Source organism: Streptomyces sp. NPDC097595 (assembly GCF_044761525.1).
GTDB classification, from domain to species: Bacteria; Actinomycetota; Actinomycetes; order Streptomycetales; family Streptomycetaceae; genus Streptomyces; species Streptomyces drozdowiczii_A.
Map to the genome: position 1 here is coordinate 331,934 of NZ_JBIWCN010000001.1, position 23,279 is coordinate 355,212.

The window sequence follows — 23,279 nt, forward strand, 5'->3', positions numbered from 1 at the left end:
AAGGGGGCGGGACGGTGGGCGTTGAGGAGCCTACGGGGATGCCGCGTCCGCCCACCGCCGTCATACCGCCAGCCGCAGCGAGGTCTCCGAGACCCCGAGCCGTACGCTCTGCCCCCACGTCAGCTCCAGCGCGTCCGCCTCCATCCCGTCGCCGAACACCACCACTCGGTCCGACTCCACGGTCAGCCGCAGCCCCTGACCGGGCCCCAGCTCGCCCGAGACGAACGACGTGCCGGTCGACGGCGAGGGCCACGCCTCCCGGACGAACCAGAGCAGTCGGGGATCGGCGGGCCCGGGCAGCGGCAGGGCGCTGTGGCGCTCCTGCCAGAGCGAGCGCAGCCAGCCGGTCGCCCCGGTGCCGGTGCCGACCAGGACGCCGGAGGACGCCTGCGGCTCGGCGGGGGAGTCCGCGGTGTCGGGTCCGAGCCGGTAGCGGGCCGTCTGGTGGCCGGGCGGGCCGAGGTAGACCTCGTTCAGGGCGAGCAGCCGCTGTGTGTCATCCGCCACCGCCTCCACCATCGTCAGCGCGTCGGCCCGCCCGCCCGGCGCCACGGCCGCCCGCATCAGCGCCGCCGCGTCGGCCGGGCGGTGGCGCACCAGGACGCCGGGGTTGCGGCCCGGATCGGTGTCGATGCCGACGACCGGCTGGCCGGAGAGGTACTTCGCGGCGTTGGCGACCAGGCCGTCCTGCCCGACGACCACCACCACGTCCTCGGGCGCGAACAGGAACCGGTCCAGGTCGGCCCGCTCCACCCGGCAGTGCCGCCAGGTGAGCGGAACGGCCGCCGCCACATCCGCCAGGGCCTGCCGGGTCCGCTCGTGCCGGCGGGCCACCTCCTCGATGGACCGGCCCCGCGCGCCCAGGACGAACGCGGCCTGGCCGTGCGTGCCGTGGCGGGCGAGCAGCTCCTCGTACTCCGTGGTGCGGTGGACGAGGACCGCCCGCGGGGCCAGGCTCACGCCCCGGCCTCCGGCCGGCCCAGCCTGCTGAGCAGGCCCGTGAGCACGTCCGGCGACAGGGTGAGGCTGTCGATGTGCGGCAGATTCTCGGCGAGCCGGGTGGCCGCCAGCGCGTGCAGCGTCGCCGCCTCCACCTCGCCGTGCGCCCGCAGCCACGCCGCCTGGGCCTCGGCGCGCGCCGCGCCGACCTGCCGGGCCGCTTCCGCCTCGGCCCCCGCGAGCCGCACCGTGCGGGCGGCCTCCGCCTCGGCGCGCACCCCGTCGGCGGCGGCGGACTCCTCGGCCTCCCGGCGGGCGTTGGTGCCGCGCTGCTCGACGAGCTGTTCCTCGCGCCGGGCCAGCTCGATCTGGCTGGCGAGCTCGTTCTCCGCGATGGTCCTCTCGCGCTCGACGGCCACCGCGCGCCGTTCGTACGTGGCCCGGTCGGCCTCCTGCTGGATCTGCTCGCGGGCGGGGGTGCGCAGGGCGCGCTCCACCTCGGCCTCGGGGCGGATGGCGACGACGCGCACGGCCACCACGTCGATGCCGGTGGCGGGGAGCCTCGGCTCGGCGGCGAGACCGGCCGCCACCCGCTCGCGGACGGCGGCGACCCCGTCGACCAGGGCGCCGGCCAGCGGGGTGCGGGCCAGCACGTCCAGGGTGTGCTGCTGGGCGGTCTCGGTGAGCAGGGTGGCGATCTGTTCGAGGGGGGCGCCGCGCCAGGCGCCGGTGTCCGGGTCGACGGAGAAGTCGATGCGGGCGGCCGCCTCGGCCGGGTCGCTGATCCGGTAAGTGACGGTGGCCTGGACCGTGACGTCCTGGAAGTCGGAGGTGCGCGCGTGGAACGCCATGGCCAGCTCGCGGTCGTTGACCGGCACCTCGGAGAGCGCGGCGCTCAGCGACCGGTACCAGAAGCTCAGTCCTGCCCCGTCGTGGGCCAGCTCGCCGCGCTTGTGGTGGCGGATGTGCGCGGTGGGCGCCGAGCGGAGATGGCGCCAGCCGAAGCGGCGGGTGATGTCGGCCATGGGGACCCCCAGATGTTGTTTTCGTCATGACGACGATAAGCGGAATCCCGCCTTATCGTCAAGAGGACGAATAAAGGAGGTTGCCGGGTACGGATCAAGGAGGCCGCCGGGTACGCGAACGGCCGGTGACTTCGGAGAAGTCACCGGCCGGCCGGGTGCGCGCCGCCCCCGTCCCCACGGTGCGGCGCGGGCGGGCCGCCGTCATCCGCTCGGACGACGGCCCACGTCTGTCAGGACCCGGACGCCGGGGCGTCCAGGCCGAGTGCGGGAAGGACCGCGCCCTCCACGAAGCGGACGAGGTAGGTCTCGTCCGCGTGGGTGCCGGCCAGCATCGGGCGGGCCCGCATCACGCCGAGCAGCTGCGCGGAGACGAACTCCGCCGCCCGGTTGTCCGGCGCCACCTCGCCGCGCTCCACTCCGCGCCGTACGAGCGCGTCGACCGCGGCCATCTCCGGCAGGATCAGCGATTCGCGCAGGGCGCACAGCAGCTCCGGGCTCTGCAGCGCCGCATGGCTCAGCGCCAGCATCAGGGGTGTGTCGCGCCCCGAGCCCTCACCGATGGCCCGCGCCGCCTCCAGCAGGTCGCCCGCCAGCGAACCGGTGTCGATCTTCCGCAGGGCGCCGCGCCGGGTGCCGTGCAGGGCGGCCACCACCAGCTCGGGCTTCGAGCCCCACTGGCGGTAGAGCGTCGACTTGCCGCAGCGGGACCGGGCGGCGACCCCCTCCATGGTCAGCGACTCGTAGCCGTTCTCCCTCAGCATGTCGAGCACGGCGGTGTAGAGCTCCTGGGCCCGCTCCGGCGTGATCTTCGAGCGGCGCTGCGCGGGGGGCTGCTCCTGCTCGGTCTGCTGCGGCGACATGTGCCTTCCCTCTCTGCGACTCTGCGACGAGGTCCATCGATACGCCAGTGTACCGATACGCGTGTGTACCGATACGCCGCCGTATCGGTACACTGGCGTATCGATAAGGGCGGACGTCCGCCGAAGCGCATCAGCAAAGGGGCACCGGGTGAAGTACGCCGGCACCACGCCCGCCGATCGGAAGCCGGACAGCTTCGCCCGCCCGCCCCTGGTCCGCGAGCTTCTTCTCGTCGTCGGGCTCTTCCTGATCTACAAGCTCGGCCGCCAGGCCGCGAACGGCCATGTGGACGAGGCGTTCCGCAACGCGGGCCACGTCTGGGACGTCGAGCGCGCCGCGCGTCTGCCCGGCGAGGGCGCCATTCAGGGCCTGCTGCTGCACGACGAGACGCTGATCCACCTGGCGAACACCTACTACGCGACCGTGCACTTCCCGGCCACACTGCTCTTCCTGGTCTGGCTCTACTGGCGCAGCCCCCGCCATTACGTCTGGGCGCGCCGCGTCCTCGCCGCGCTCACCGGCGCCGCGCTCGCCCTGCACCTGCTCTTCCCGCTGGCCCCGCCGCGCCTGCTCGCCGCCGCCCACCTCGTGGACACCGGCCGGGTGTACGGGCCCTCGGTGTACGGGGCGCAGCCGGCCACGGACTCCCTGGCCAACCAGTTCGCCGCGATGCCCTCGCTGCACTTCGGCTGGGCCGTCATGGTCGGCGTCGGCCTGGTCGTCGCCACCCGTTCCCGGTGGCGCTGGCTGTGGCTGCTGCACCCGGCGATCACCCTGTTCGTCATCGTCGGAACCGCCAATCACTACTGGCTCGACTCGATCGTGGTGGCCGCGCTGCTCTCCGTCTCGCTCGCCGCGCTCCGCCTCCCGCCCGCCGGACCGGTGCGCCCGCCCCAGCCGTGGCCGTCCGTCGTACGGCAGCGGGAGCACGCCGCCGTGTACGCCGCCTCCGGGGCGCACCGGTGAACGCCACTCTGGCCGCCGTCGCCCTCTCCCTCGTCTCCGCCGCCGCCTACGCCGCCGCGGCGGTCGCCCAGGCCCGGCTGGCCGGCCGCACCGCGCCCGGCACCAGCACGCTCCGGCTCCTCGGGCGCGGCGCCTGGTGGTGCGCGGTCGGCCTCAACGCGGGCGGCGCGCTGCTGCACGTGGCCGCCCTGAAGTACGGCCCGCTCACCCTGGTCCAGCCGCTCGGCGCGCTGACCCTGGTCGCGGCCGTCCCGCTGGGCGCCCGCGCCGCGGGCCGCCGGGTCACGGTCACCGAGTGGCGCGGCACGCTCCTCACCCTGCTCGGCCTCGGCGCCCTGCTCCTGACGGCGGGCGGCGCCGCCCCGCACGAGACCCTGACCCTGGCCGAGGCGCTGGCCGTGGGCGCCGGGACCATGGCGCTCGTCGCCGGGCTCAGCCGCCCCGGCGCCCGCCCCGGACTGCGGCACGCGGCGGCCTCCGGCATCACGTCCGGCGTCGCGTCCGCGCTCACCCAGACCCTGACCGTCGCGGTGACCGACCACACCGGACCGCTGTTCAGCGCGCGCCTGGTGGTCGTCGCCGTGCTGGTCTCCGCCTTCGCGATGAGCGGGCTGCTGCTCTCCCAGACCGCCTACCGGGGCGGGCTCGGGGCACCGCTCGCCGTCGTCACCCTCGCCAACCCGGTCGCCGCCGCGGCCATCGGCCTCGCCCTGCTGGGGGAGCGGTTCCAGGGCGGACCGGCCGGACTCGTCCCGGCGCTGATCGGCACGGTGGCGGCGGTCCGGGGCGTGATCCTGCTGACCCGCGCCCAGGCGCAGACGGCGCCGGCGGTGGCCGGTGCCGCGCCGCCCGCGCCGTCGCGGGTGGTCATCAGCAGCCCCCGCGTCGCGCGCCGCGAACTGCGCCGCCGGGTCGGCGCCGGGCGTCACTGAATCCGTACGCTGTACGGGTCACGGGGGCCCGGTCCGTAGCGACTACGCCGGCTCCGGGTAGTCCTCCAGCGCGCGGGTGATCCACCCGATCCAGAAGTTCTCCAGGTCGATGCCGCCCCGCAGCACCAGATGCCGCAGCCGGTCCCCGGGGGTGTCGCGCTCCGGCGGGAAGTCCCGGACCTCGATCTCCTGGTACTCCGCGAGCTGCCGCCGGTGCAGTTCCAGATGGCGGCGCAGCTCCGCGTCCAGGCCGGGCGCCCCGACGACGGCTGCCGCCCGCATCCGCAGCAGCAGCGGATCGCGGACCTGCTTGGGGTCCTCCTGCCGGGCGACCCACGCGGACAGTGCCTCGCGGCCCGCCGGCAGCACCTCGTACTCCTTCTTCTGCCCCCGGGCCGGCTGCGCGGGCTCCAGCGCCCTGATCTGCCCGGCCTGCTCCAGCTTGCCCAGCTCGCGGTAGATCTGCTGGTGCGTCGCCGACCAGAAGTAGCCGATCGACCGGTCGAACCTGCGGGTCAGTTCGAGGCCCGACGAGGGTTTCTCCAGCAGGGCCGTGAGGATCGCGTGCGGCAGTGACATGGGGTGCATCCTAGGTACGGCCGGGCGGGCCCGGCCGTCCGGTTCAGAGGGCGGCGGCGAGCTCCGTGCCCTGGCGGATCGCGCGCTTGGCGTCCAGTTCGGCCGCGACGTCGGCGCCCCCGATCAGGTGCGCTTCGCGGCCGGCGGCGAGCAGCTCCTCGTACAGGTCCCGGCGCGGGTCCTGTCCGGCGCACAGCACGATCGTGTCGACCGGCAGTACGTGCCGCTCCTCGCCGACCGTGATGTGCAGGCCCTCGTCGTCGATCCGGTCGTAGGTGACGCCCGCCGTCATCGAGACCCCGCGGTGGCGGAGCTCGGTGCGGTGGATCCAGCCGGTGGTCTTGCCGAGGCCCGCGCCGACCTTGCTGGTCTTGCGCTGGAGCAGATGGACGGTGCGCGCGGTCTTCGGGCGCTCCGGGGCCGCGAGGCCGCCGCGCTCGCGGTAGCCGGTGTCGACGCCCCACTGCCGGAAGAACACCTCCGGGTCGAGGCTCGCCTCCTCGCCGCCGTCCGTCAGGAACTCCGCCACGTCGAAGCCGATCCCGCCCGCCCCGACGAGCGCGACCCGGTCGCCGACCGGCGCGCCGTGGCGCAGCACGTCCAGGTAGCTGACGACGCTCGGGTGGTCGATCCCGGGGATCGCGGGCGTGCGGGGCATGACCCCGGTGGCCAGCACGACCTCGTCGTAGCCGTCGAGGTCCCCGGCGCCGACCGGGGTGCCCAGCCGCAGGCCGACCTCCTCCTCCGCGAGCCGGGTGCGGAAGTAGCGCAGCGTCTCGTTGAACTCCTCCTTGCCGGGCACCCGGCGGGCCACGTTCAGCTGCCCGCCGATCTCCTCGGCCGCGTCGAAGAGCGTCACCTCGTGGCCGCGTTCGGCGGCGGTGACCGCGCAGGCGAGACCGGCGGGCCCGGCGCCGACGACGGCGACGCGCTTGCGGGTGCGGGTCGGCGACAGGACGAGTTCCGTCTCGTGGCAGGCGCGCGGATTGACCAGGCAGGAGGTGACCTTGCCGCTGAAGATGTGGTCCAGGCACGCCTGGTTGCAGCCGATGCAGGTGTTGATCGCGTCCGCGCGGCCCGCCGCCGCCTTCGCGACGAAGTCCGGGTCGGCGAGGAACGGCCGGGCCATCGACACCATGTCCGCACGGCCCGACGCGAGCACCTGCTCGGCCACCTCGGGAGTGTTGATGCGGTTGCTCGTCACCAGCGGTACGGAGACCGCCCCGCGTACCTTCTCGGTGACCCAGGTGAACGCGGCCCGGGGCACCGAGGTCGCGATGGTGGGGATGCGGGCCTCGTGCCAGCCGATGCCGGTGTTGATGATCGTCGCACCGGCCGCCTCGATCTCCCGGGCGAGGTGCACGACCTCCTCCAGGGAGGAGCCGCCGGGCACCAGGTCCAGCATCGAGAGCCGGTAGATGATGATGAAGTCGTCGCCCACCCGCTCGCGGACCCGGCGCACGATCTCGACGGGGAAGCGGATGCGGTTCTCGTACGAGCCGCCCCAGCGGTCCTCGCGGTGATTGGTCGCCGAGGCGATGAACTCGTTGATCAGATAGCCCTCGGAGCCCATGATCTCGACGCCGTCGTACCCCGCGCTCCGGGCCAGCGCCGCCGCCGTCGCGAAGTCCTCGATCGTCGCCTCGACCTCGTCGTCGGTCAGGGCGTGCGGGGTGAACGCGCTGATCGGCGCCTGGAGCGCGCTCGGCGCCACCAGGTCCGGGTGGTGCGCGTACCGGCCGAAATGCAGGATCTGCATGGCGATCCGGCCGCCCGCCTCGTGCACCGCGGAGGTCACCCGGGCGTGCTCGGCCGCCTCCGCCTCGGTGGTCATCTTCGCCCCGCCGGGGAACGTGCAGCCGCGCTCGTTGGGTGCGATGCCGCCGGTGACCATGAGGCCGACGCCGCCCCGGGCGCGCTCGGCGTAGAAGGCGGCCATGCGCTCGAAGCCGTTCTCGACCTCCTCCAGACCGACGTGCATCGACCCCATCAGGACCCTGTTCGGCAGGGTGGTGAACCCGAGGTCGAGCGGGCTCAGAAGGTGCGGATACGGGCTCATGCGGTGGCTCCTCCGTGTGGCGTCGCCCCAGTTCTAGACCACCGCCGCGCCATTTTGCAACAAGTTGCACAATGGCGTTCGTCGCACTGTGTCACGGCTCACGCCCCGGGGTGAGTCGCCCGGATGGAGTAGCACCACGGTTCGCGTGTCGCGCGGGGCGCGGAGAGTGGGGACGTACGGAATCGAGGGGCCCGCGTCGTCCGGGCGGGGCCCGGAACAACCCACCGGAGACCCCCATGGGCTGCGTCAACCGTCACGACCTCGGTCTGCTCGTCCTGCGCGCCGGCACCGGCGCGGTGCTCGCCGCGCACGGCGCCCAGAAGCTCTTCGGCTGGTTCAGCGGCGGGGGAGTCGAGGGGACCACCGCCGCGATGGAGGCGATGGGCTTCCATCCGCCCAAGCACAGCGCGCTCGCCGCCGGGCTCGGCGAGGCGGGCGGCGGCGTGCTCCTGGCCCTCGGCCTCGCCACACCGGCCGCCGGGGCCGCGGCGGCCGGTGCGATGGCGGGCGCGGTGGCCGTCCACGCCCCCGCGGGCTTCTTCGCGCAGGGCGGCGGCTACGAATACCCGGCGTTCCTCGGCTTCACCGCCGCCGCGATCGGCCTGACCGGCCCCGGCCGCTACTCCGTCGACCACGCGACCGGGCACGTGTTCGACCAGCCGTGGATGGTCGCCCTGGCCTTCGCGGGCAGCGCGGCGGCGGCCGCGGCGGTGGTCGGCAGGCGGGCCCGGGCCCAGATGCCGGAGCCGGAGGAGTTCTGAGGGGGTACCCCTCAGCGGCGCCCCTTCGACGCCGCGACCAGTTCCGGGACCGTGCCGAACTTCACCCTGGGGCGGCCCCCGTCCCGGCCCCGCGCCCGTTCGGCCCGGTCGATCGCGGCCAGGCCGCGTGCGTCGACCACTTGGCGGGCGCGGCCCCGGACCAGGCGGCCGAACGCCTTGGCCGGGTGGGCCGGGGAGGGCAGCGCACCGGCTACCGCGTCCGCGAGCAGCGTGCCGACCGTCTCGGCGGCGCAGGTGCGGTTGGCGCCGATGCCACCGGAGGGCCCCCGCTTGATCCAGCCCACGACATACGTCCCGGGCAGACCGGCCACCCGGCCGCCCTCGTGCGGCACCGTGCCGCTCGCCTCGTCGAAGGGCAGGCCGGGCACCGCGAGGCCCCGGTAGCCGATGGCCCGCAGGAACAACTGCGCCGGTATCGCGGACTCGCCCCCGGCCGCCGAGACCCGGACGCCCTCCACATCGTCCCGGCCGGTGATCTCCACGGGCGCCGAGTGGAAGCGGAGCACGATGCGGCGCCCCTCGGCCGGCGGGCGCGCCCAGTCCACGGACTCCCGGCGCACGCCCCGCAGCACGGCGGCCGCGCTCCCGGACGCCGCGCCCTCGATCGCGGGGCCGATACGCGGATCGTGGTCGTCCACCACCAGCTCCACACCCGGAAGATGCTTGAGGGCGAGCAACTCGGACGAGGTGCAGGCGGCGTCCTGTGGGCCGCGCCGCCCGAGCAGCACGACCTCGCGCACCCCGGAGCCGCGCAGGGCGGCGAGCGCGTGGTCGGCGATGTCGGTGCCCGCGAGCCCCGCCGGGTCCGCGACGAGGATGCGCGCCACGTCGAGCGCCACATTGCCGTTCCCCGCGACGACCACCCGCTCGGCCCGCGACAGGTCCACCGCGTCCGGCGCCACCTCCGGGTGCGCGTTGTACCAGGAGACGAACGAGGTCGCCGCGATGCTCGACGGCAGGTCCTCGCCCGGGATCGAGAGCCGGCGGTCGGCGCCCGCCCCGACCGCGTAGATCACCGCGTCGTGGTGCGCCGCCAGTTCCTCGGCGGAGACGTGCGTACCGACCTCGACGCCGAGGTGCATCCGCACCCTGGGGTGGGCGTGGAACCGTGCGAAGGTCTCGCCGACCCCCTTCGTCGCCGGATGGTCCGGCGCGACGCCGTACCGGACGAGCCCGCCGGCCACCGGAAGCCGGTCGATCAGGGTCACCTCGGCGTTGGTGTGCAGCAGCAGGTCCTCGGCCGCGTACATCCCGGCGGGCCCGGTGCCGACGACCACGACCCGGATCGGCGCGAAGTCGGACGGCAGGCTGCGCGCGAACGAAGGGGCGCCCCAGGCATGGAAGTTGGGCCCGGCGGCGGGCTCCGGCTCCCGGTCCGCGTAGTAGGCCGCGTTGATCGCGGCGTACTCCTCGCGCGCCCCGAAGAGGCTGTCCACCGGGAAGATCGCGTCCACCGGGCAGGCGTCGGCGCACGCCCCGCAGTCGATGCAGGTCTCCGGGTCGACGTACAGCATCTCCGTACGCCCGAAGTCCCGTTCCCCGGGCGTCGGATGGATGCAGTTGACGGGGCACACGGCGACACAGGTGGCGTCGTTGCAGCAGGTCTGGGTGATGGCGTAGGTCATGGCTCGGGCTCTCGGCTCGGGTCAGATCAGGTGGGCGCGCTTGTAGAAGAACAGGGCCGGCTTCGTCAGCAGACGCGCCGAGGCCAGGAACTCCATGAGCCCCGAACAGCTCGACCGCATCAGGGACTTGTGGTGCTCGTTGGCCTTCGCCTCGGCCCTCGCTCGCGCGGCGTCCAGGCCGGCGTTCGCGTAGACGTCCCGGTTCACCATGCTGGTGACGATGTAGTACGAGGCGATGGCGACGACGAACGCGTTGAGGTGGCGGCGCACCGGGCCCGCGTCGCGCAGGCGCTTGCGGGTCTCGTCGCGGGCGAACTTCATGTGGCGCGACTCCTCCACCACATGGATGTTGTTGATCGTGCGGACGAACGGCGCGACGCGCTCGTCGCGCATCCAGTCGCGCTGCATCACGTCGAGCACCTCCTCCGCCACGAGGATCGCCGCGTACGCCGCCTCGCCGAAGGCCAGGGTCTTGAAGGCGCGGCCCAGTTCGAGCACCGGGCGGCGCGGCCGGTACGCCGGTGCGCCCAGCTTCGCCGCGCCCCGGGCGAACATGATCGAGTGCCGGCACTCGTCGGCGACCTCGGTCAGAGCCCACTGGAAGCGCGGGTCGGTCGGGTCCTTGGCGTACATGTCGCGCAGCACCATCTGCTGGAGGATCATCTCGAACCAGATGCCGGTGCTGGCGACCGAAGCGGCCTCCTGGCGCGTCAGCGCCTTGCGCTGAGCCTCCGTCAGTTCGCCCCAGTACGCGGTGGCGTAGAGCGTGCTCCACTCGGGGCTGGCCCCGTGGTGGTCCGTGTCCAGAGGGGTGTCCCAGTCCACTTCGGTGGCCGGGTCGTACGAGAGTTTCGCGGACGAATCGAGCAGGCGCCGGGCGACGTCCTGCTCGGCGGCCCGGTCCTGGTCCTCCGGCCGAACGGTGCTGCTTGCCATGCTGCGGCTCCTTGACTCGAGAGATCGACCCGGCGCCGTCCGGCCCTCATCGTGTACCGCCCGATGAGATCGCCGGCCTCGGACACCGCCCTCGCTTGTTAGACGCGACGTCTAGCAAGCTGTTAGACGGAAGGTATAGCAAGAGCCGCGCGCTCACTACCCCCGCGTAGGAAATTCGTACGTTCTCTCCACGGTGCGGGCGTGCCCGTGGTGTTGGCGTGGGGCTGCGGGGAGTCTTGTCCACGGATCGGGGCCCGGGGGAACGTCAGCGTCAACCGGACCGCCGCCGTTCTCGCCGGAGTGCTCCGAGGTGATGCCCCGGTTGAGCCCGTAACATCCGGGTCGCGCACTGAGCTTGACGTGCGCAAATCAAGAAAGCGCCATCTTTTCGCGTTCACATACTTGTACGGCGGGTCTTGACGCCCCTATCCTCGCCATCCAGAAAGCGCTTTCCATCTCTCTTCGACGAATGGGAACGAACATGAGGCGACCAGTCGCACTGAGACTTTCTGCGGCGCTGTCCACGATGGCCCTGGCGGCCGCGGCCGGAGCGGTGCTGACGATGCCCGAGGCATCCGCCGCCGTCGCGGGCGGCGCCACCGGCTACGCGAGCCAGAACGGCGGCACCACCGGGGGCGCGGGCGGACAGACCGTACGGGCCACCACCGGGACCCAGATCCACCAGGCCCTGTGCGGCCGGGCCAGTAGCAGCACCCCGATCACCATCGAGGTCGAGGGCACCATCAACCACGCCAACACCGCCAAGGTGTCCGGCGACAGCTGCAACACGGCGGCCGGTGTCATCGAGCTCAAGCAGATCAGCAACGTCACCATCGTCGGCGTCGGCAGCGGTGCCGTCTTCGACCAACTGGGCATCCACATACGCCAGTCCAGCAACATCATCATCCAGAACGTGACCGTCAAGAACGTCAAGAAGTCCGGCTCGCCCACCTCCAACGGCGGCGACGCCATCGGCATGGAGAGCGACGTCCGCAACGTCTGGGTCGACCACGCCACCCTGGAGGCGTCCGGCGGCGAGGACGACGGGTTCGACGGCCTCTTCGACATGAAGGACAACACCCAGTACGTGACGCTGTCGTACAGCACCCTGCGCAACTCCGGCCGGGGCGGCCTCATCGGGTCCAGCGAGACCCAGCTCGACAACGGCTACGTCACGTTCCACCACAACCTGTACGAGAACGTCGACTCCCGCACACCGCTGCTGCGCGGCGGGACCGCCCACATCTACAACAACTACTACGTGAAGCTGAACAAGTCCGGGATCAACTCCCGGGCCGGCGCCCACGCCAAGGTGGACAACAACTACTTCAAGGACTCCAAGGACGTCCTCGGTACCTTCTACACCGACACCACCGGGTACTGGCAGGTCAGCGGCAACACCTTCGACAACGTCACCTGGTCCTCGCCCGGCACCGAGAACCACCCCGCCGGACCGAACCCGCAGTCCAACACCACGGTGAGCATCCCGTACGCCTACACCCTCGACGCCTCCTCCTGCGTGCCCGCCATCGTGACCAGCACGGCGGGCGCCAACAAGGGACTCAAGGTCTCGGACGGCAACTGCTCCACGACGAACCCGACCGACCCGACCGATCCCACGGATCCCACGGACCCGACCGATCCCACCGACCCGACCACGCCCCCCGGCACCAACCTCAGCCTCGGCGCCGGGGCCGACGGCTCCAGCAAGGCGAGCGGCACCAGCTACGGCAACGTGCGCGACGGTGACCTGAGCACCTACTGGTCCCCGGCCGGCTCGACCGGCTCCGTCTCCGTGAAGTGGGGCTCCGCCACCACCGTCTCCGCCGTCACCATCCGCGAGGCCGCGGGCGCCCAGGGCGTGACCGGCTCCTGGCGCCTGCTGAACGCCGACACCGGCGCGGTCCTCAAGACCGGCAGCGGCGCGGGCGCGATCACCATCCCGGCCACCTCGCTGCGCAAGCTCACCTTCGAGATCACGTCGGCCAGCGGCACACCGAGGATCGCCGAGTTCGAGACGTACGCGGGCTAGCCTCCCGCACAGCCGGGCCGGTCCGGGGAGCACCACCCTCCCCGGACCGGCCCCTTGCGTGTCCGGGCGCCGCCCGGCCGTCGTCGGACGGAGCAGCGGTCGCCAGGGGTGTGCTGCCGATCACCGGGTACGCGTGCTGGGACCGACACACGCGCCGCTGCGCCGGACGGATGGGCGCGGCCCGCGATTCGGACGATCGAGGAAGGCAAGGTGACCTCGTATGAGCACCATGGAGCGTCAGGCCCACGGCGCCGACGAGTCGGTGAACGTACTGGTCTCGCGTGCCTCGCGGCAGATCTCGGAGCTGGTCCGGGAGGAGATGCGGCTCGCCCGGGTGGAGATGACCGAGAAGGGCAAGCGGTACGGCAGGGGCGGCGGCCTCTTCGGCGCCGCCGGCCTGCTGGGCTTCCTGACGGCCCAGGCCCTGGTGGCGACATGCATCGTCGCCCTCGCACTGGTGCTGCCGGGGTGGGCGGCGGCCCTCGTCGTCACGGCGGTACTGGCGGCCGCGGCAGCCGTCGCAGCCCTGGCGGGGAAGCGGCAGATCACCGAGGCCGGGACGCCGGCACCCGAGCAGACCATCGACAGCGTCAAGGCCGATGTGGCAGAGATCAAGGAAAAGGCACACCGATGAGCGACACACAGGACCGATAACGGCAACCCCACCCCCGAGGACCTGCGCAGGCAGGTCGAGCACACCCGTGACGAACTCGGGATGACCGTCGAGGCGCTGGCCGCCAAGGCCGACATCAAGGCGCAGGCGAAGGAGAGGACGACCGCTGTGAAGCAGCAGACCGCGGAGAAGGCCGCCCTGGCCACCGGCCAGGTGCGTGACAAGGCGGCGATGGTCGCCCAGAAGCTGAAGGAGCGCACGCCCGACCCCGTCCTGGAGAAGACGGCCCAGGCCGCCGCCCAGGTACGCGAGAGCGCGGCCAAGGCCGGACAGTACGCGGCGGACAAGGCGCCCGAGCCCCTGCGCGAGACCGCCGGCCAGGCCGCCACCGCGGCCCGGGCCAACCGCACCCCGCTGCTCGCGGCCGGTGCCCTGATCGCCGCCGTCCTCCTGGTCCGCCGCAGCCGGAGCCACCGTCGGTGAACGCGGCCAAGATCGCCTACAAGCCGGTCGGGCTCGTCCTCGGCGCCGTCGGCGGCATGCTTGCGGGCATGGCGTTCAAGCAGGTGTGGAAGGTCGTCGAGGGCGAGGGCGACGCCCCCGACGCCATGGACGAGGACCGACGCTGGCGGGAGATCCTGCTCGCCGCGGCCGTCCAAGGCGCGATCTTCGCCGTGGTCAAGGCGGCGATAGAGCGTTCCGGCGCGGTGACCGCCCGCCGCCTCACGGGCAGCTGGCCGGGCTGACGCGGCGAGGGAGCGGGCCGGCGCCGGATCACCGGCGCCGGCCGCTGGCGGGCGAACCCGGCGGTCATCGGGGAACGTGGATCACATGACTCCTTCGCAGCCCCCGGACCCCGATCCGGAACCCCGCGAGACCACAGGACCGGAGCCCCGCCGTGCGGTGCCGCCCGGGGAGACCCCGCCCGCCGAGAGCGGCCTGTCGGGGGCGGGGCCCCGGGACATCACGTACAACCCGCCGAAGGGCTGGGCGAAGGCCCCGATGGCGCTGATCATCTGCGTGACGCTGCTCGTCGCGGCGTTCTTCCTCGTGTACGCGATCATCCTGCTGCTCTGACGCGGGCGAGGGGCGACCCGAACAGCCGATTCCGCCCGGGCGGCCCGCCCTGCCGGGTGCGTAAACCTCGCATAGCTTGAGGAACAGGCGCATACGTACACGTTCCGAAGGAGTCGACGCACGTGACGGACGTATCCAGCAGGGGCCCCGCCGCCGGTGACGAGCGCGAGACGCTCACCAACCGGCAGGGCCATCCCGTCTACGACAACCAGAACCAGCGCACCGTCGGCGCCCGCGGCCCGGCCACGCTGGAGAACTACCAGTTCCTGGAGAAGATCAGCCACTTCGACCGCGAGCGGATCCCCGAGCGCGTCGTGCACGCCCGGGGCGTCACCGCGTACGGATACTTCGAGGCGTACGGTGCCTTCGGCGACGAGCCCATCGCCCGCTTCACCCGGGCCAAGCTCTTCCAGGAGCGCGGCAAGCGCACGGACCTCGCGGTGCGCTTCTCGACGGTGATCGGTGGCCGGGATTCCTCCGAGGCGGCACGCGACCCGCGCGGTTTCGCGGTGAAGTTCTACACCGAGGACGGCAACTGGGACCTCGTCGGCAACAACCTGGGGATCTTCTTCATCCGGGACGCGATCAAGTTCCCCGATGTGATCCACGCGCTCAAGCCGGACCCCGTCACGTTCGAGCAGCAGCCCCGGCGGATCTTCGACTTCATGTCGCAGACGCCCGAGTCCATGCACATGCTGGTCAACCTGTTCAGCCCGCGCGGCATCCCGGCGGACTACCGCCATATGCAGGGCTTCGGCGTCAACACCTACAAGTGGGTCAACGAGTCCGGTGAGTCCTTCCTGGTGAAGTACCACTGGATGCCCAAGGCGGGCGTGCGCAGCATGACCGAGGAGGACGCGGCCAACGTCCAGGCCGACGGCCTCGGCCACGCCACGAAGGACCTGTACGAGGCGGTGGGACGCGGGGCCCACCCGGAGTGGGAACTGCTCGTCCAGCTGATGGACGACCACGACCACCCGGAGCTGGACTTCGACCCGCTGGACGACACCAAGACATGGCCCGAGCAGGACTTCCCGCCCAGGGCGGTGGGCCGGATGGTCCTCGACCGGATGCCGGAGAACTACTTCGCGGAGAACGACCAGATCTCCTTCGGCACCGGGGTGCTGGTGGACGGGCTGGACTTCTCCGACGACAAGATGCTGGTGGGCCGCACCTTCTCGTACAGCGACACCCAGCGCTACCGCGTCGGGCCCAACTACCTGCAACTGCCGGTCAACCAGGCCAAGAACGCCACCGTGCGCACCAACCAGCGCGACGGCCTGATGACGTATCACGTGGACGGCGGCGGCGGGAATCCGATCGTCAACTACGAGCCGTCCATCACGGGCGGTCTGCGCGAGGCGCACTACCCTACGCACGACGAGGTGGGCCCCGAGGTGCGCGGCCGGCTCACCCGCAAGCGCATCCCCCGGACCAACGATTACCTCCAGGCCGGGCAGCGCTACCTCCTGATGGAGCAGTGGGAGCGCGACGACCTCGTGCACAACCTCGTCGACCTGCTCTCGCAGTGCGACCGGCCGGTCCAGGAGCGGATGGTCTGGCACTTCCTGCTCGTGGAGAACGAACTGGGCACCAGGATCGGCGAAGGGCTCCGCATCACCCCCGCGGACGTCAAGGGCATGGAGCCGCTGCCCGGCCAGACCCTCACCGACGAGGACCGCGAGCGCCTCAGCCGCCTCGGCGACAACCCGCCGCGCGATGTCACCGGCCTGACGATGACCCACTGCGTCCCCGACGAGCGCCACGTCGTCACCCGCTGACGCGACCGGCCCTCCTGCGCACCCGCCGCGGGAGGGCCGGCCTCCTCCGCCTACTTGGCGCCGACGATCTGGTACAGGTAGATCAACTCGTGCTCCTCGTCGGGCATCGAGTTCGGATCGCTGTCCGGCACATCCGTCCGGAAGTAGAACTGGGGCGCCTGACGGCCCTTGAGCTGCCCGTTTTCCTGCATGGCGGCCATGCTGTCGAGGAACAGGTCGGCGGACGGTGTCTTCGTCCCGATGTCCTTCGCGAGTGCGCCGTCCAGCACCACCTTCAGGTTCCGGGTGTCGATCCGCACCTGCGTCGCCGCCCCGGTCGCGCTGGTCGGCCGGAACGTGAAGTCGGAGCCGTCGCACTCGTACATGCCGAAGACCAGGCCGATCATCGTCGGGCTCTCGCCGCCCCAGCTGACGGACTCGACCGAGCCGTAGGGCCCTTGGCCCCCGTGGTCGCACACCGACCCCTCGGGCGGCGTCTGCCGGTCCTCGTACTGCCACCCGCTCCCGTAATTGGGCCGGGACGCGGCAGCCGACGGACTCGCCGGTGCACTCGCCGGCGCGCTCGCGGACGGACTGGCCGCACCGCCGGCGTCTCCGTCGCCCTCGCTCGGCTCGCACGCCGTGGTGGCCAGAGCGGCCGCGACGGCCAGCCCCAGCGCGTACAACTTCCTGTTTCCGCGCATCAGTTCCCCCGATGTTCCGTGCACGCGACGTGCGCGTCCACTGTATGACGCACGGGTTCCCGCGCGGGAATCGAAATATTTCGACGGGTGCTCGATGGGCTGTGCCGACAGCTATGAAAAACAGTGTCGGCTTTCAAGATCACACGAGATTCTGCCCTTGAGAATCGGCCCCACGGTGTTTCGAAATATTTCGACTGAGAATCAGAAACATTCTTTGACCGAAGTATTGACGATCCACGGTCAAAACCTCAATCATCCGTTCCTGAGCGGGCCACGCGGCCCGCCGCGCTTCGGCTCTTCCGCGATTCCCCTACCGAGGAGGCACAGCCATGGGCTCCTACGCCCTTCCGAGATCCGCTCTCAGCCGGCCGCTCCGCGCACTGCTCCCGGCGCTGCTCGTCGGCGTGCTGGGCGCGTCCGCCGCACTGGTCGCACCGTCGGACGCGCACGCCGCCGAGACCACGCTCGGTGCCGCCGCGGCGCAGAGCGGGCGGTACTTCGGCACCGCCATCGCCTCGGGCAAGCTCGGCGACTCGGCGTACACCTCCATCGCCGCGCGCGAGTTCAACATGGTGACCGCCGAGAACGAGATGAAGATCGACGCGACCGAGCCGCAGCGGGGGCAGTTCACCTTCACCAACGCCGACCGCGTGTACAACTGGGCGGTGCAGAACGGCAAGAAGGTACGCGGCCACACCCTCGCCTGGCACTCCCAGCAGCCCGGCTGGATGCAGAGCCTCAGCGGCAGCACGCTGCGCCAGGCGATGATCGACCACATCAACGGTGTGATGGGCCACTACAAGGGCAAGATCGCCCAGTGGGACGTCGTGAACGAGGCCTTCGCCGACGGCAGTTCGGGCGCTCGCCGCGACTCCAACCTCCAGCGCACCGGCAACGACTGGATCGAGGCCGCGTTCCGCGCCGCGCGCGCCGCCGACCCGGGCGCCAAGCTCTGCTACAACGACTACAACGTCGAGAACTGGACCTGGGCGAAGACCCAGGCGATGTACACCATGGTCAAGGACTTCAAGCAGCGCGGTGTGCCGATCGACTGCGTCGGCTTCCAGTCGCACTTCAACAGCGGCAGCCCGTACAACAGCAACTTCCGCACCACGCTCCAGAACTTCGCCGCCCTCGGCGTGGACGTGGCCATCACCGAGCTCGACATCCAGGGCGCCTCGGCCTCGACGTACGCGAGTGTCACCAACGACTGCCTGGCCGTCTCGCGCTGCCTCGGGATCACCGTATGGGGCGTACGCGACAGCGACTCCTGGCGGTCCGGGGACACCCCGCTGCTGTTCAACAACGACGGCAGCAAGAAGGCCGCGTACACCTCCGTCCTGAACGCACTCAACGGCGGCTCGTCCACCGGCCCCGGCGACGGCGACGGCGGCGAGGAGGGCGGGCAGAGCGGGCAGCTCAAGGGCGTCGGTTCCGGCCGTTGCGTGGAGGTGCCCAACTCCGCCACGGCGGACGGCACCGCGGTCCAGCTGTACGACTGCGGCGGCGCCGCCAACCAGAAGTGGGAGCACACCGCCGCCGGTGAGCTGAGGGTCTACGGCAACAAGTGCCTGGACGCCGGGGGCACCGGCAACGGCGCCGGGATCCAGATCTACAGCTGCTGGGGCGGCGACAACCAGAAGTGGCGCCTCAACTCCGACGGGACCGTCGTCGGCGTCCAGTCCGGTCTGTGCCTCGACGCCGTGGGCACCGGTACGGCCAACGGCACCAGGATCCAGCTCTACTCCTGCGGGAACGGCAGCAACCAGCGCTGGACGCTGACCTCCTGATACGGCCTCAGGCCGCCGGCCTCCTCCCTGTCCGGGGAGGGGGCCGGGCCGTCACCCGGATCAGTCGCCGTGAAGTGCTCCGTGGAGGAAGTCCACGGCGAGCTTGCGGGCGACGTTGGCGGCGCGGGTGTCGCGCAGGCTGTCCAGGAGCAGGAAGTCGTGGACCATGCCCGCCACCCGGACGGAGGTCACGTCCACCCCGGCCTCGCGCAGCTTGTTGGCGTACTGCTCGCCCTCGTCCCGCAGGACGTCGGCCTCATCGGTGATGACGAGGGTGGTGGGCAGACCCTTGAGCTGGTCCAGGGACGCCCGCAGCGGCGAGGCGTGGTGCTCGGCCCGCTGGGCGGCGTCGAAGGTGTAGGCGTCCCAGAACCACTTCATGCCGTCGCGGGTGAGGTAGTAGCCCTCGGCGAACTGGTGGTACGAGGGGGTGTCGAAGCCGGCGTCGGTCACCGGGTAGAGCAGGGCCTGCGCCTTGAGGTCGATCCCGCCGCGCTCCTTGTTCATCAGCGCGAACACGGTGGACATGCAGCCGCCGACCGACTCGCCGGTGACGGCGATCCGCGAGGTGTCCAGGCCGTGGTCCGCGCCGTGCTCCAGGACCCACCGCCCCACGGCGTAGTTCTGCTCGACCTGGGTGGGGTACTTCGCCTCGGGCGCGCGGTCGTAGACCGGGAAGACGCCGGCCGCCCCGGCACCCACCGTGAGCTCGCGGAAGAGCCGGTCGTGGGTCTTCTCGTCCCCGAAGACCCACCCGGCTCCGTGGATGTAGAACACCACCGGCAGCGGCGCGGTGGACCCGGCGGGCCGGATGATGCGGGTGCGGACCGTGCCCCACTCGCCGGCGTCCACGTCGACCCATTCCTCGTCCACGTCGGGACGGGGGACGGACACGTCGCTCTGCAGGCCGAGCAGGATGTCCCGGCCCTTCTCCGGCGGGACCTCGTAGATCCGCGGATGCGGGTCCGTCGCCTCGCACAGCTCCTTCGCCGCCGGTTCCAGGTACGGGGTGATCGGAGGAGGAAGATCGGTCATGTCCGCTCCAAGTCATGGGCGTACGCACGCCCTGTCGCGCGACCGCGCGGGCCGCGACCGCACCCCCCGCCTGGGGCATCGGGCCCTCGTCCATCGTTCGCGCCGACTCCGCCCTTCGCAACGCGGGCGGCCGGGGCGGCGCTCACCCCGGGGCCGGTGCCAGCGGATCGTGGAACCTGGCCTGTGCCGTGTCCAGGGCCAGGCGGACCGCGCCGAGCACGACGGCGCGGTCGCTCAAGGGGGAGAAGGCCAGCTTCGGAGGAGCCTTGGTCAGCCGGGCGACCATGTCTTCGAGCGGGGGCAGCAGCACATCACCGGCGTCGGCGACCGCGCCGCCGATCACGACGAGTTCCGGGTCGAGGAGGAGCGCGACGGTCGCGATCGCGCGGGCGGCCGGGCCGAGGACGTGCTCCAGGAACTCCGGCGCCGCCGTGTCGCCCGCGCGCAGGGCCTCGAAGACCAGCGGGGCGTCCACCCGCGCCGCGTCGCCCTCCGCCAGGGCGTGCAGCACCGCGCCGGGGGTGTCGCGGGGGAGGCGGCCCGCGTGCCGCGCGGCCAGGGCCGCGACCCGGCGCCGCCCCTCCGACCGGGCGCGGGAGGCCAGCCCCTCGGCCGCGGTGAAGCCGTCCATCAGGCTCAGGAATCCGAGCTCGCCCGCGCCCCCGGCGTAGCCGCGCACCAGGCCGCCGTGCACCACGATGCCGACCCCGAGCCGTTCGCCCGCGAGCATGCAGACCACGTTCTCGGAGCCCGAGGCGACCCCGCGCCAGCGCTCGGCGATGACGGCGAGATTGCAGTCGTTCTCCGCGACGACGGCGCAGTCGAAGACCCGGCCGAGCGCCTCGGGCAGATTGACACCGACGAAGCCGGGGATGCCGGAGCGGACGCGGACCGTCCCGTCCGCCGCGACCGTGCCGCTCGATCCGGCGCACACGGCGAGAAGCCGCTCGCCGGAGACGCCGGCCCTCTCCAGGGCGCCGGCGGCCGTCCCGATCACCGCCTCAAGACGTTCGCCGGACGGCATGCCCGGATCGCTGAACGCGTGCTCGTCCTCGGCCACGACCCGGCCGGTCAGGTCGGCCACCGCGACCCGGACCGTCCGCGCGCCGATGTCCACGCCCAGCACGTACCCGGCGTCACGGCGGAAGACGAACGCGCGGGAAGGACGGCCGCGTCCGGCGGCGGCGCGGCTCACGGACCCGCTGACCCAGCCGAGGTCCACCAGATGATCGGCGGCGGCCAGGACGGTGGGCCGGGACATGCCCGTCTCCTCGACCAAGTCGTTGGAGGACCAGGGTTCTTCGGGCGCCGCCCGCAGAACCGCCAGCACCCGTGAGGCGTTGAGCTGCCTCACCATCGCGGAGTCCACTCCGCCTCTTGACACGTCCCTCATGGCCTGCAAGCCTACCGCAGTCCGTTTTATTAAAAGGGTCTAATTAAAAGTATGAGGTGGTCGCACATGTCCGTTCACCTGACTGCTGCTGGGGTGAGCCTGGTCGTCGACGAGACGGACGGGAGCGTCCTGCACTGGGGGAGAGCACTCTCCGAGGCCACCACCCGGACCCTGGGCGACACGGTGACGGGAACCTCGCTCCTCCCGCTGAACGCCCAGGTCCACCAGGGCCGGCCGGGTCTCATCGGCCACCGTGCGGGCACCGCCTGGTCGCCGTCGTTCACCCACGCCCGCACCGTCCACGCCGACGGTGCGCGGATCACCGTCCGCGCCGAGGACCCGCACAGCCGGCTGGAGTGGCGGGCGGAGCTGGAACTGACCCCTTCCGGACTGCTGCGCCTGCGCCACGGCCTGCGCAACACCGGCACCGACATCTACCAGGTGGACGAGCTGACACCGGTGCTGCCGATTCCCTCGCGCGCGGTGGAGGCCATGGACTTCACCGGCCGGTGGGCCAAGGAGCGCCAGCCCCAGCGCCACTCGCTGGGCCACGGCACCTATCTGCGGGAGAGCCGCCGGGGCCGCCCGGGCCACGACAGCCCCGCCCTGATGTCCGTCGGCACCCCCGGTTTCGGCTGGGACGACGGCGAGGTCTGGTCGGTGCACCTCGCGTGGAGCGGAAACCAGCGCTATTACGTGGAACGCATGCCGTCCACCGGCTGCGTGACCGGCACCGGCGAACTGCTCCTGCCCGGCGAGTGCGCCCTCGCACCCGGGGAGGAATACGTGACGCCCTGGCTCTGCGCCGCGTACTCCGGGACCGGACTCAACGGCATCACACCCCGGTTCCACGAGTGGCTGCGTTCCCGCGCCCACCACCCCGACCCCGAGGGCCGGCCGCGCCCCGTCGTCCTCAACAACTGGGAGGCCACCTACTTCGACCACGACCCCCGCCGCCTCCTGCCGCTGGTCGAGCGCGCGGCGGAGGTCGGTGTCGAGCGCTTCGTCCTGGACGACGGCTGGTTCCTCGGCCGGCGCGACGACACCGCGGGTCTTGGCGACTGGTACGTCGACCCGGACGTGTGGCCGGACGGCCTCGACCCGCTGATCGAGCATGTCCGGGCGCACGGCATGGAGTTCGGCCTGTGGTGCGAACCGGAGATGGTCAACCCCGACTCCCGGCTCCTGCGGGAGCACCCCGACTGGGCGCTGCACGCCGCCGACCGGCTCCCGCCGGACTGGCGGAACCAGCAGGTGCTCGACCTGTGCCGGCCGGAGGCGTACGCATACCTCCTGGAGCGCTTCGACACCCTGCTCTCCACGTACGACATCGCCTACCTCAAGTGGGACCACAACCGCGACCTGGTCGAGCCGGGCCACGAGGGCCGTGCCGCCGTCCGGGCCCAGACCGCCGCCGCGTACCGGCTCCTGGACGAGCTGCGCGGGCGCCACCCCGGTGTGGAGATCGAGAGCTGCGCGTCGGGCGGCGGCCGCATGGACCTGGGCATCCTGGAACACACCGACCGCGTGTGGACCTCCGACTGCAACGACGCCCTGGAACGGCAGGAGATCCAGCGGGGCACCAACCTCCTGCTGCCGCTGGAACTGACCGGCGCACACGTCGGACCGACCACCTGCCACAGCACGGGCCGCACCCACACCCTCGCCTTCCGCGCCGCGACCGCCCTGTTCGGGCACTTCGGCATCGAGTGGGACATCACCTCCGCCACCGACGCCGAGCGCGCCGAACTCGCCGAGTGGGTCGCCGCGTACAAGCGCCACCGCACGCTGCTCCACACCGGCCGCCTGTTCCGTCACGAGAGCCCCGACGACGACGCCGCCTCGCTCACCGCCGTGGTCGCCCCCGACGGCGGCGAGGCGCTCCTCTCGTACGTCCAACTCACCGCGACCCGCGCGGAGATCCCGGCCCGGGCCCGCTTCACCGGCCTCGACCCGGAAGGCGTCTACCGCCTCACACCGGTCGGCCCCCGGACCCCCGCCCCCGCAGGCGGACTGCGCCGAGCGCCCCGTTGGTACGCGGAGCACGCCGAGTTCACCGGCGAGTTCCTCGCGCACATCGGCCTCGAACTGCCCCGCCTCCACCCCGAGTCGGCGCTCGTCGTGCACGCGGTCCGCACCCACTGACCGCGCCGCCCCAGGTCCCCACAACGCAG

General features: G+C 72.1%; 21 protein-coding genes. 11 read left to right on the plus strand and 10 right to left on the minus strand.

Annotation, left to right across the window (positions count from 1 at the left end; genetic code table 11):
- Window positions 1-60 precede the first annotated feature (60 nt).
- The 3 genes from ACIQZN_RS01465 to ACIQZN_RS01475 all read right to left on the minus strand — a co-directional run bounded on the left by ACIQZN_RS01465 (window position 61) and on the right by ACIQZN_RS01475 (window position 2,824).
- Window positions 61-960 carry a hypothetical protein gene (locus ACIQZN_RS01465; protein WP_403986675.1) on the minus strand — a complete coding sequence of 300 codons (900 nt, stop codon included), beginning with the start codon at window positions 958-960 and terminating at the stop codon, window positions 61-63.
- A complete protein-coding gene (locus tag ACIQZN_RS01470) occupies window positions 957-1,964 on the minus strand; it encodes an SPFH domain-containing protein (protein WP_403986678.1) in 1,008 nt (335 codons plus the stop codon). Before ACIQZN_RS01470 ends, ACIQZN_RS01465 begins: the two co-directional genes overlap by 4 nt.
- 230 nt (window positions 1,965-2,194) lie before the next feature.
- Entirely contained in the window at window positions 2,195-2,824 is a 630-nt protein-coding gene (locus ACIQZN_RS01475) for a TetR/AcrR family transcriptional regulator (RefSeq protein WP_403986681.1), read from the minus strand.
- Window positions 2,825-2,972: 148 nt separating this feature from the next.
- On the opposite strand from ACIQZN_RS01475, the gene ACIQZN_RS01480 reads away from it, so the two are divergent.
- On the plus strand, window positions 2,973-3,788 hold the full coding sequence (locus tag ACIQZN_RS01480; protein WP_403986684.1) for a phosphatase PAP2 family protein: 816 nt from the start codon (window positions 2,973-2,975) through the stop codon (window positions 3,786-3,788).
- A complete protein-coding gene (locus tag ACIQZN_RS01485) occupies window positions 3,785-4,720 on the plus strand; it encodes a hypothetical protein (protein WP_403986687.1) in 936 nt (311 codons plus the stop codon). The genes ACIQZN_RS01480 and ACIQZN_RS01485 overlap by 4 nt, the downstream gene beginning before the upstream one ends.
- Window positions 4,721-4,762: 42 nt before the next feature.
- Here the strand turns inward: ACIQZN_RS01485 and ACIQZN_RS01490 are convergent, their stop codons facing one another.
- Together ACIQZN_RS01490 and ACIQZN_RS01495 are read right to left on the minus strand one after the other, a co-directional pair.
- Entirely contained in the window at window positions 4,763-5,299 is a 537-nt protein-coding gene (locus ACIQZN_RS01490; protein ID WP_403986690.1) for a PadR family transcriptional regulator, read from the minus strand.
- Window positions 5,300-5,342: 43 nt separating this feature from the next.
- A complete protein-coding gene (locus ACIQZN_RS01495; RefSeq protein WP_403986693.1) occupies window positions 5,343-7,358 on the minus strand; it encodes an FAD-dependent oxidoreductase in 2,016 nt (671 codons plus the stop codon).
- A gap of 236 nt (window positions 7,359-7,594) precedes the next feature.
- Here ACIQZN_RS01495 and ACIQZN_RS01500 point away from each other — a divergent pair, with 236 nt between their 5' ends.
- Window positions 7,595-8,119: a DoxX family protein gene (locus tag ACIQZN_RS01500; protein ID WP_403986696.1), complete on the plus strand. Its 525-nt coding sequence runs from the start codon at window positions 7,595-7,597 to the stop codon at window positions 8,117-8,119.
- Between the two features lie 11 nt (window positions 8,120-8,130).
- Here ACIQZN_RS01500 and ACIQZN_RS01505 read toward each other — a convergent pair whose 3' ends face one another.
- Both ACIQZN_RS01505 and ACIQZN_RS01510 read right to left on the minus strand, forming a co-directional pair.
- On the minus strand, window positions 8,131-9,765 hold the full coding sequence (locus ACIQZN_RS01505) for an FAD-dependent oxidoreductase (RefSeq protein WP_403986699.1): 1,635 nt from the start codon (window positions 9,763-9,765) through the stop codon (window positions 8,131-8,133).
- Window positions 9,766-9,786: 21 nt separating this feature from the next.
- Complete coding sequence (locus ACIQZN_RS01510; protein ID WP_403986702.1) at window positions 9,787-10,701, minus strand: diiron oxygenase; 915 nt, start codon at window positions 10,699-10,701, stop codon at window positions 9,787-9,789.
- A gap of 481 nt (window positions 10,702-11,182) precedes the next feature.
- Here ACIQZN_RS01510 and ACIQZN_RS01515 point away from each other — a divergent pair, with 481 nt between their 5' ends.
- The 6 genes from ACIQZN_RS01515 (at window position 11,183) to ACIQZN_RS01540 (ending at window position 16,204) form a co-directional block, all read left to right on the plus strand.
- Window positions 11,183-12,733, plus strand: a complete 1,551-nt coding sequence (locus ACIQZN_RS01515) for a polysaccharide lyase family 1 protein (RefSeq protein WP_403986705.1) — start codon at window positions 11,183-11,185, stop codon at window positions 12,731-12,733.
- 220 nt (window positions 12,734-12,953) lie between these two features.
- Complete coding sequence (locus ACIQZN_RS01520; RefSeq protein ID WP_403986708.1) at window positions 12,954-13,367, plus strand: phage holin family protein; 414 nt, start codon at window positions 12,954-12,956, stop codon at window positions 13,365-13,367.
- A 42-nt stretch (window positions 13,368-13,409) separates the two neighbouring features.
- Window positions 13,410-13,829 (plus strand): DUF3618 domain-containing protein, encoded by a 420-nt coding sequence (locus ACIQZN_RS01525; RefSeq protein WP_403987382.1) that lies wholly within the window; start codon window positions 13,410-13,412, stop codon window positions 13,827-13,829.
- Window positions 13,826-14,092 (plus strand): DUF4235 domain-containing protein, encoded by a 267-nt coding sequence (locus tag ACIQZN_RS01530; RefSeq protein WP_403986711.1) that lies wholly within the window; start codon window positions 13,826-13,828, stop codon window positions 14,090-14,092. Before ACIQZN_RS01525 ends, ACIQZN_RS01530 begins: the two co-directional genes overlap by 4 nt.
- A gap of 85 nt (window positions 14,093-14,177) precedes the next feature.
- Window positions 14,178-14,423, plus strand: a complete 246-nt coding sequence (locus ACIQZN_RS01535) for a DUF6480 family protein (protein WP_403986714.1) — start codon at window positions 14,178-14,180, stop codon at window positions 14,421-14,423.
- Between the two features lie 122 nt (window positions 14,424-14,545).
- Complete coding sequence (locus ACIQZN_RS01540; protein WP_403986717.1) at window positions 14,546-16,204, plus strand: catalase; 1,659 nt, start codon at window positions 14,546-14,548, stop codon at window positions 16,202-16,204.
- A gap of 50 nt (window positions 16,205-16,254) precedes the next feature.
- Here ACIQZN_RS01540 and ACIQZN_RS01545 read toward each other — a convergent pair whose 3' ends face one another.
- Window positions 16,255-16,887, minus strand: coding sequence for a hypothetical protein (locus tag ACIQZN_RS01545; protein WP_403986720.1), 633 nt, complete (start codon window positions 16,885-16,887; stop codon window positions 16,255-16,257).
- 329 nt (window positions 16,888-17,216) lie between these two features.
- On the opposite strand from ACIQZN_RS01545, the gene ACIQZN_RS01550 reads away from it, so the two are divergent.
- Window positions 17,217-18,677 (plus strand): endo-1,4-beta-xylanase, encoded by a 1,461-nt coding sequence (locus ACIQZN_RS01550; protein ID WP_403986723.1) that lies wholly within the window; start codon window positions 17,217-17,219, stop codon window positions 18,675-18,677.
- Window positions 18,678-18,737: 60 nt separating this feature from the next.
- Here ACIQZN_RS01550 and ACIQZN_RS01555 read toward each other — a convergent pair whose 3' ends face one another.
- Entirely contained in the window at window positions 18,738-19,712 is a 975-nt protein-coding gene (locus ACIQZN_RS01555) for an alpha/beta hydrolase (RefSeq protein ID WP_403986726.1), read from the minus strand.
- 142 nt (window positions 19,713-19,854) lie between these two features.
- Window positions 19,855-21,105 (minus strand): ROK family protein, encoded by a 1,251-nt coding sequence (locus ACIQZN_RS01560; RefSeq protein ID WP_403986729.1) that lies wholly within the window; start codon window positions 21,103-21,105, stop codon window positions 19,855-19,857.
- 66 nt (window positions 21,106-21,171) lie between these two features.
- Between ACIQZN_RS01560 and ACIQZN_RS01565 the strand changes: the two genes are divergently transcribed.
- Window positions 21,172-23,250 (plus strand): alpha-galactosidase, encoded by a 2,079-nt coding sequence (locus ACIQZN_RS01565; protein ID WP_403986732.1) that lies wholly within the window; start codon window positions 21,172-21,174, stop codon window positions 23,248-23,250.
- Window positions 23,251-23,279 lie beyond the last annotated feature (29 nt).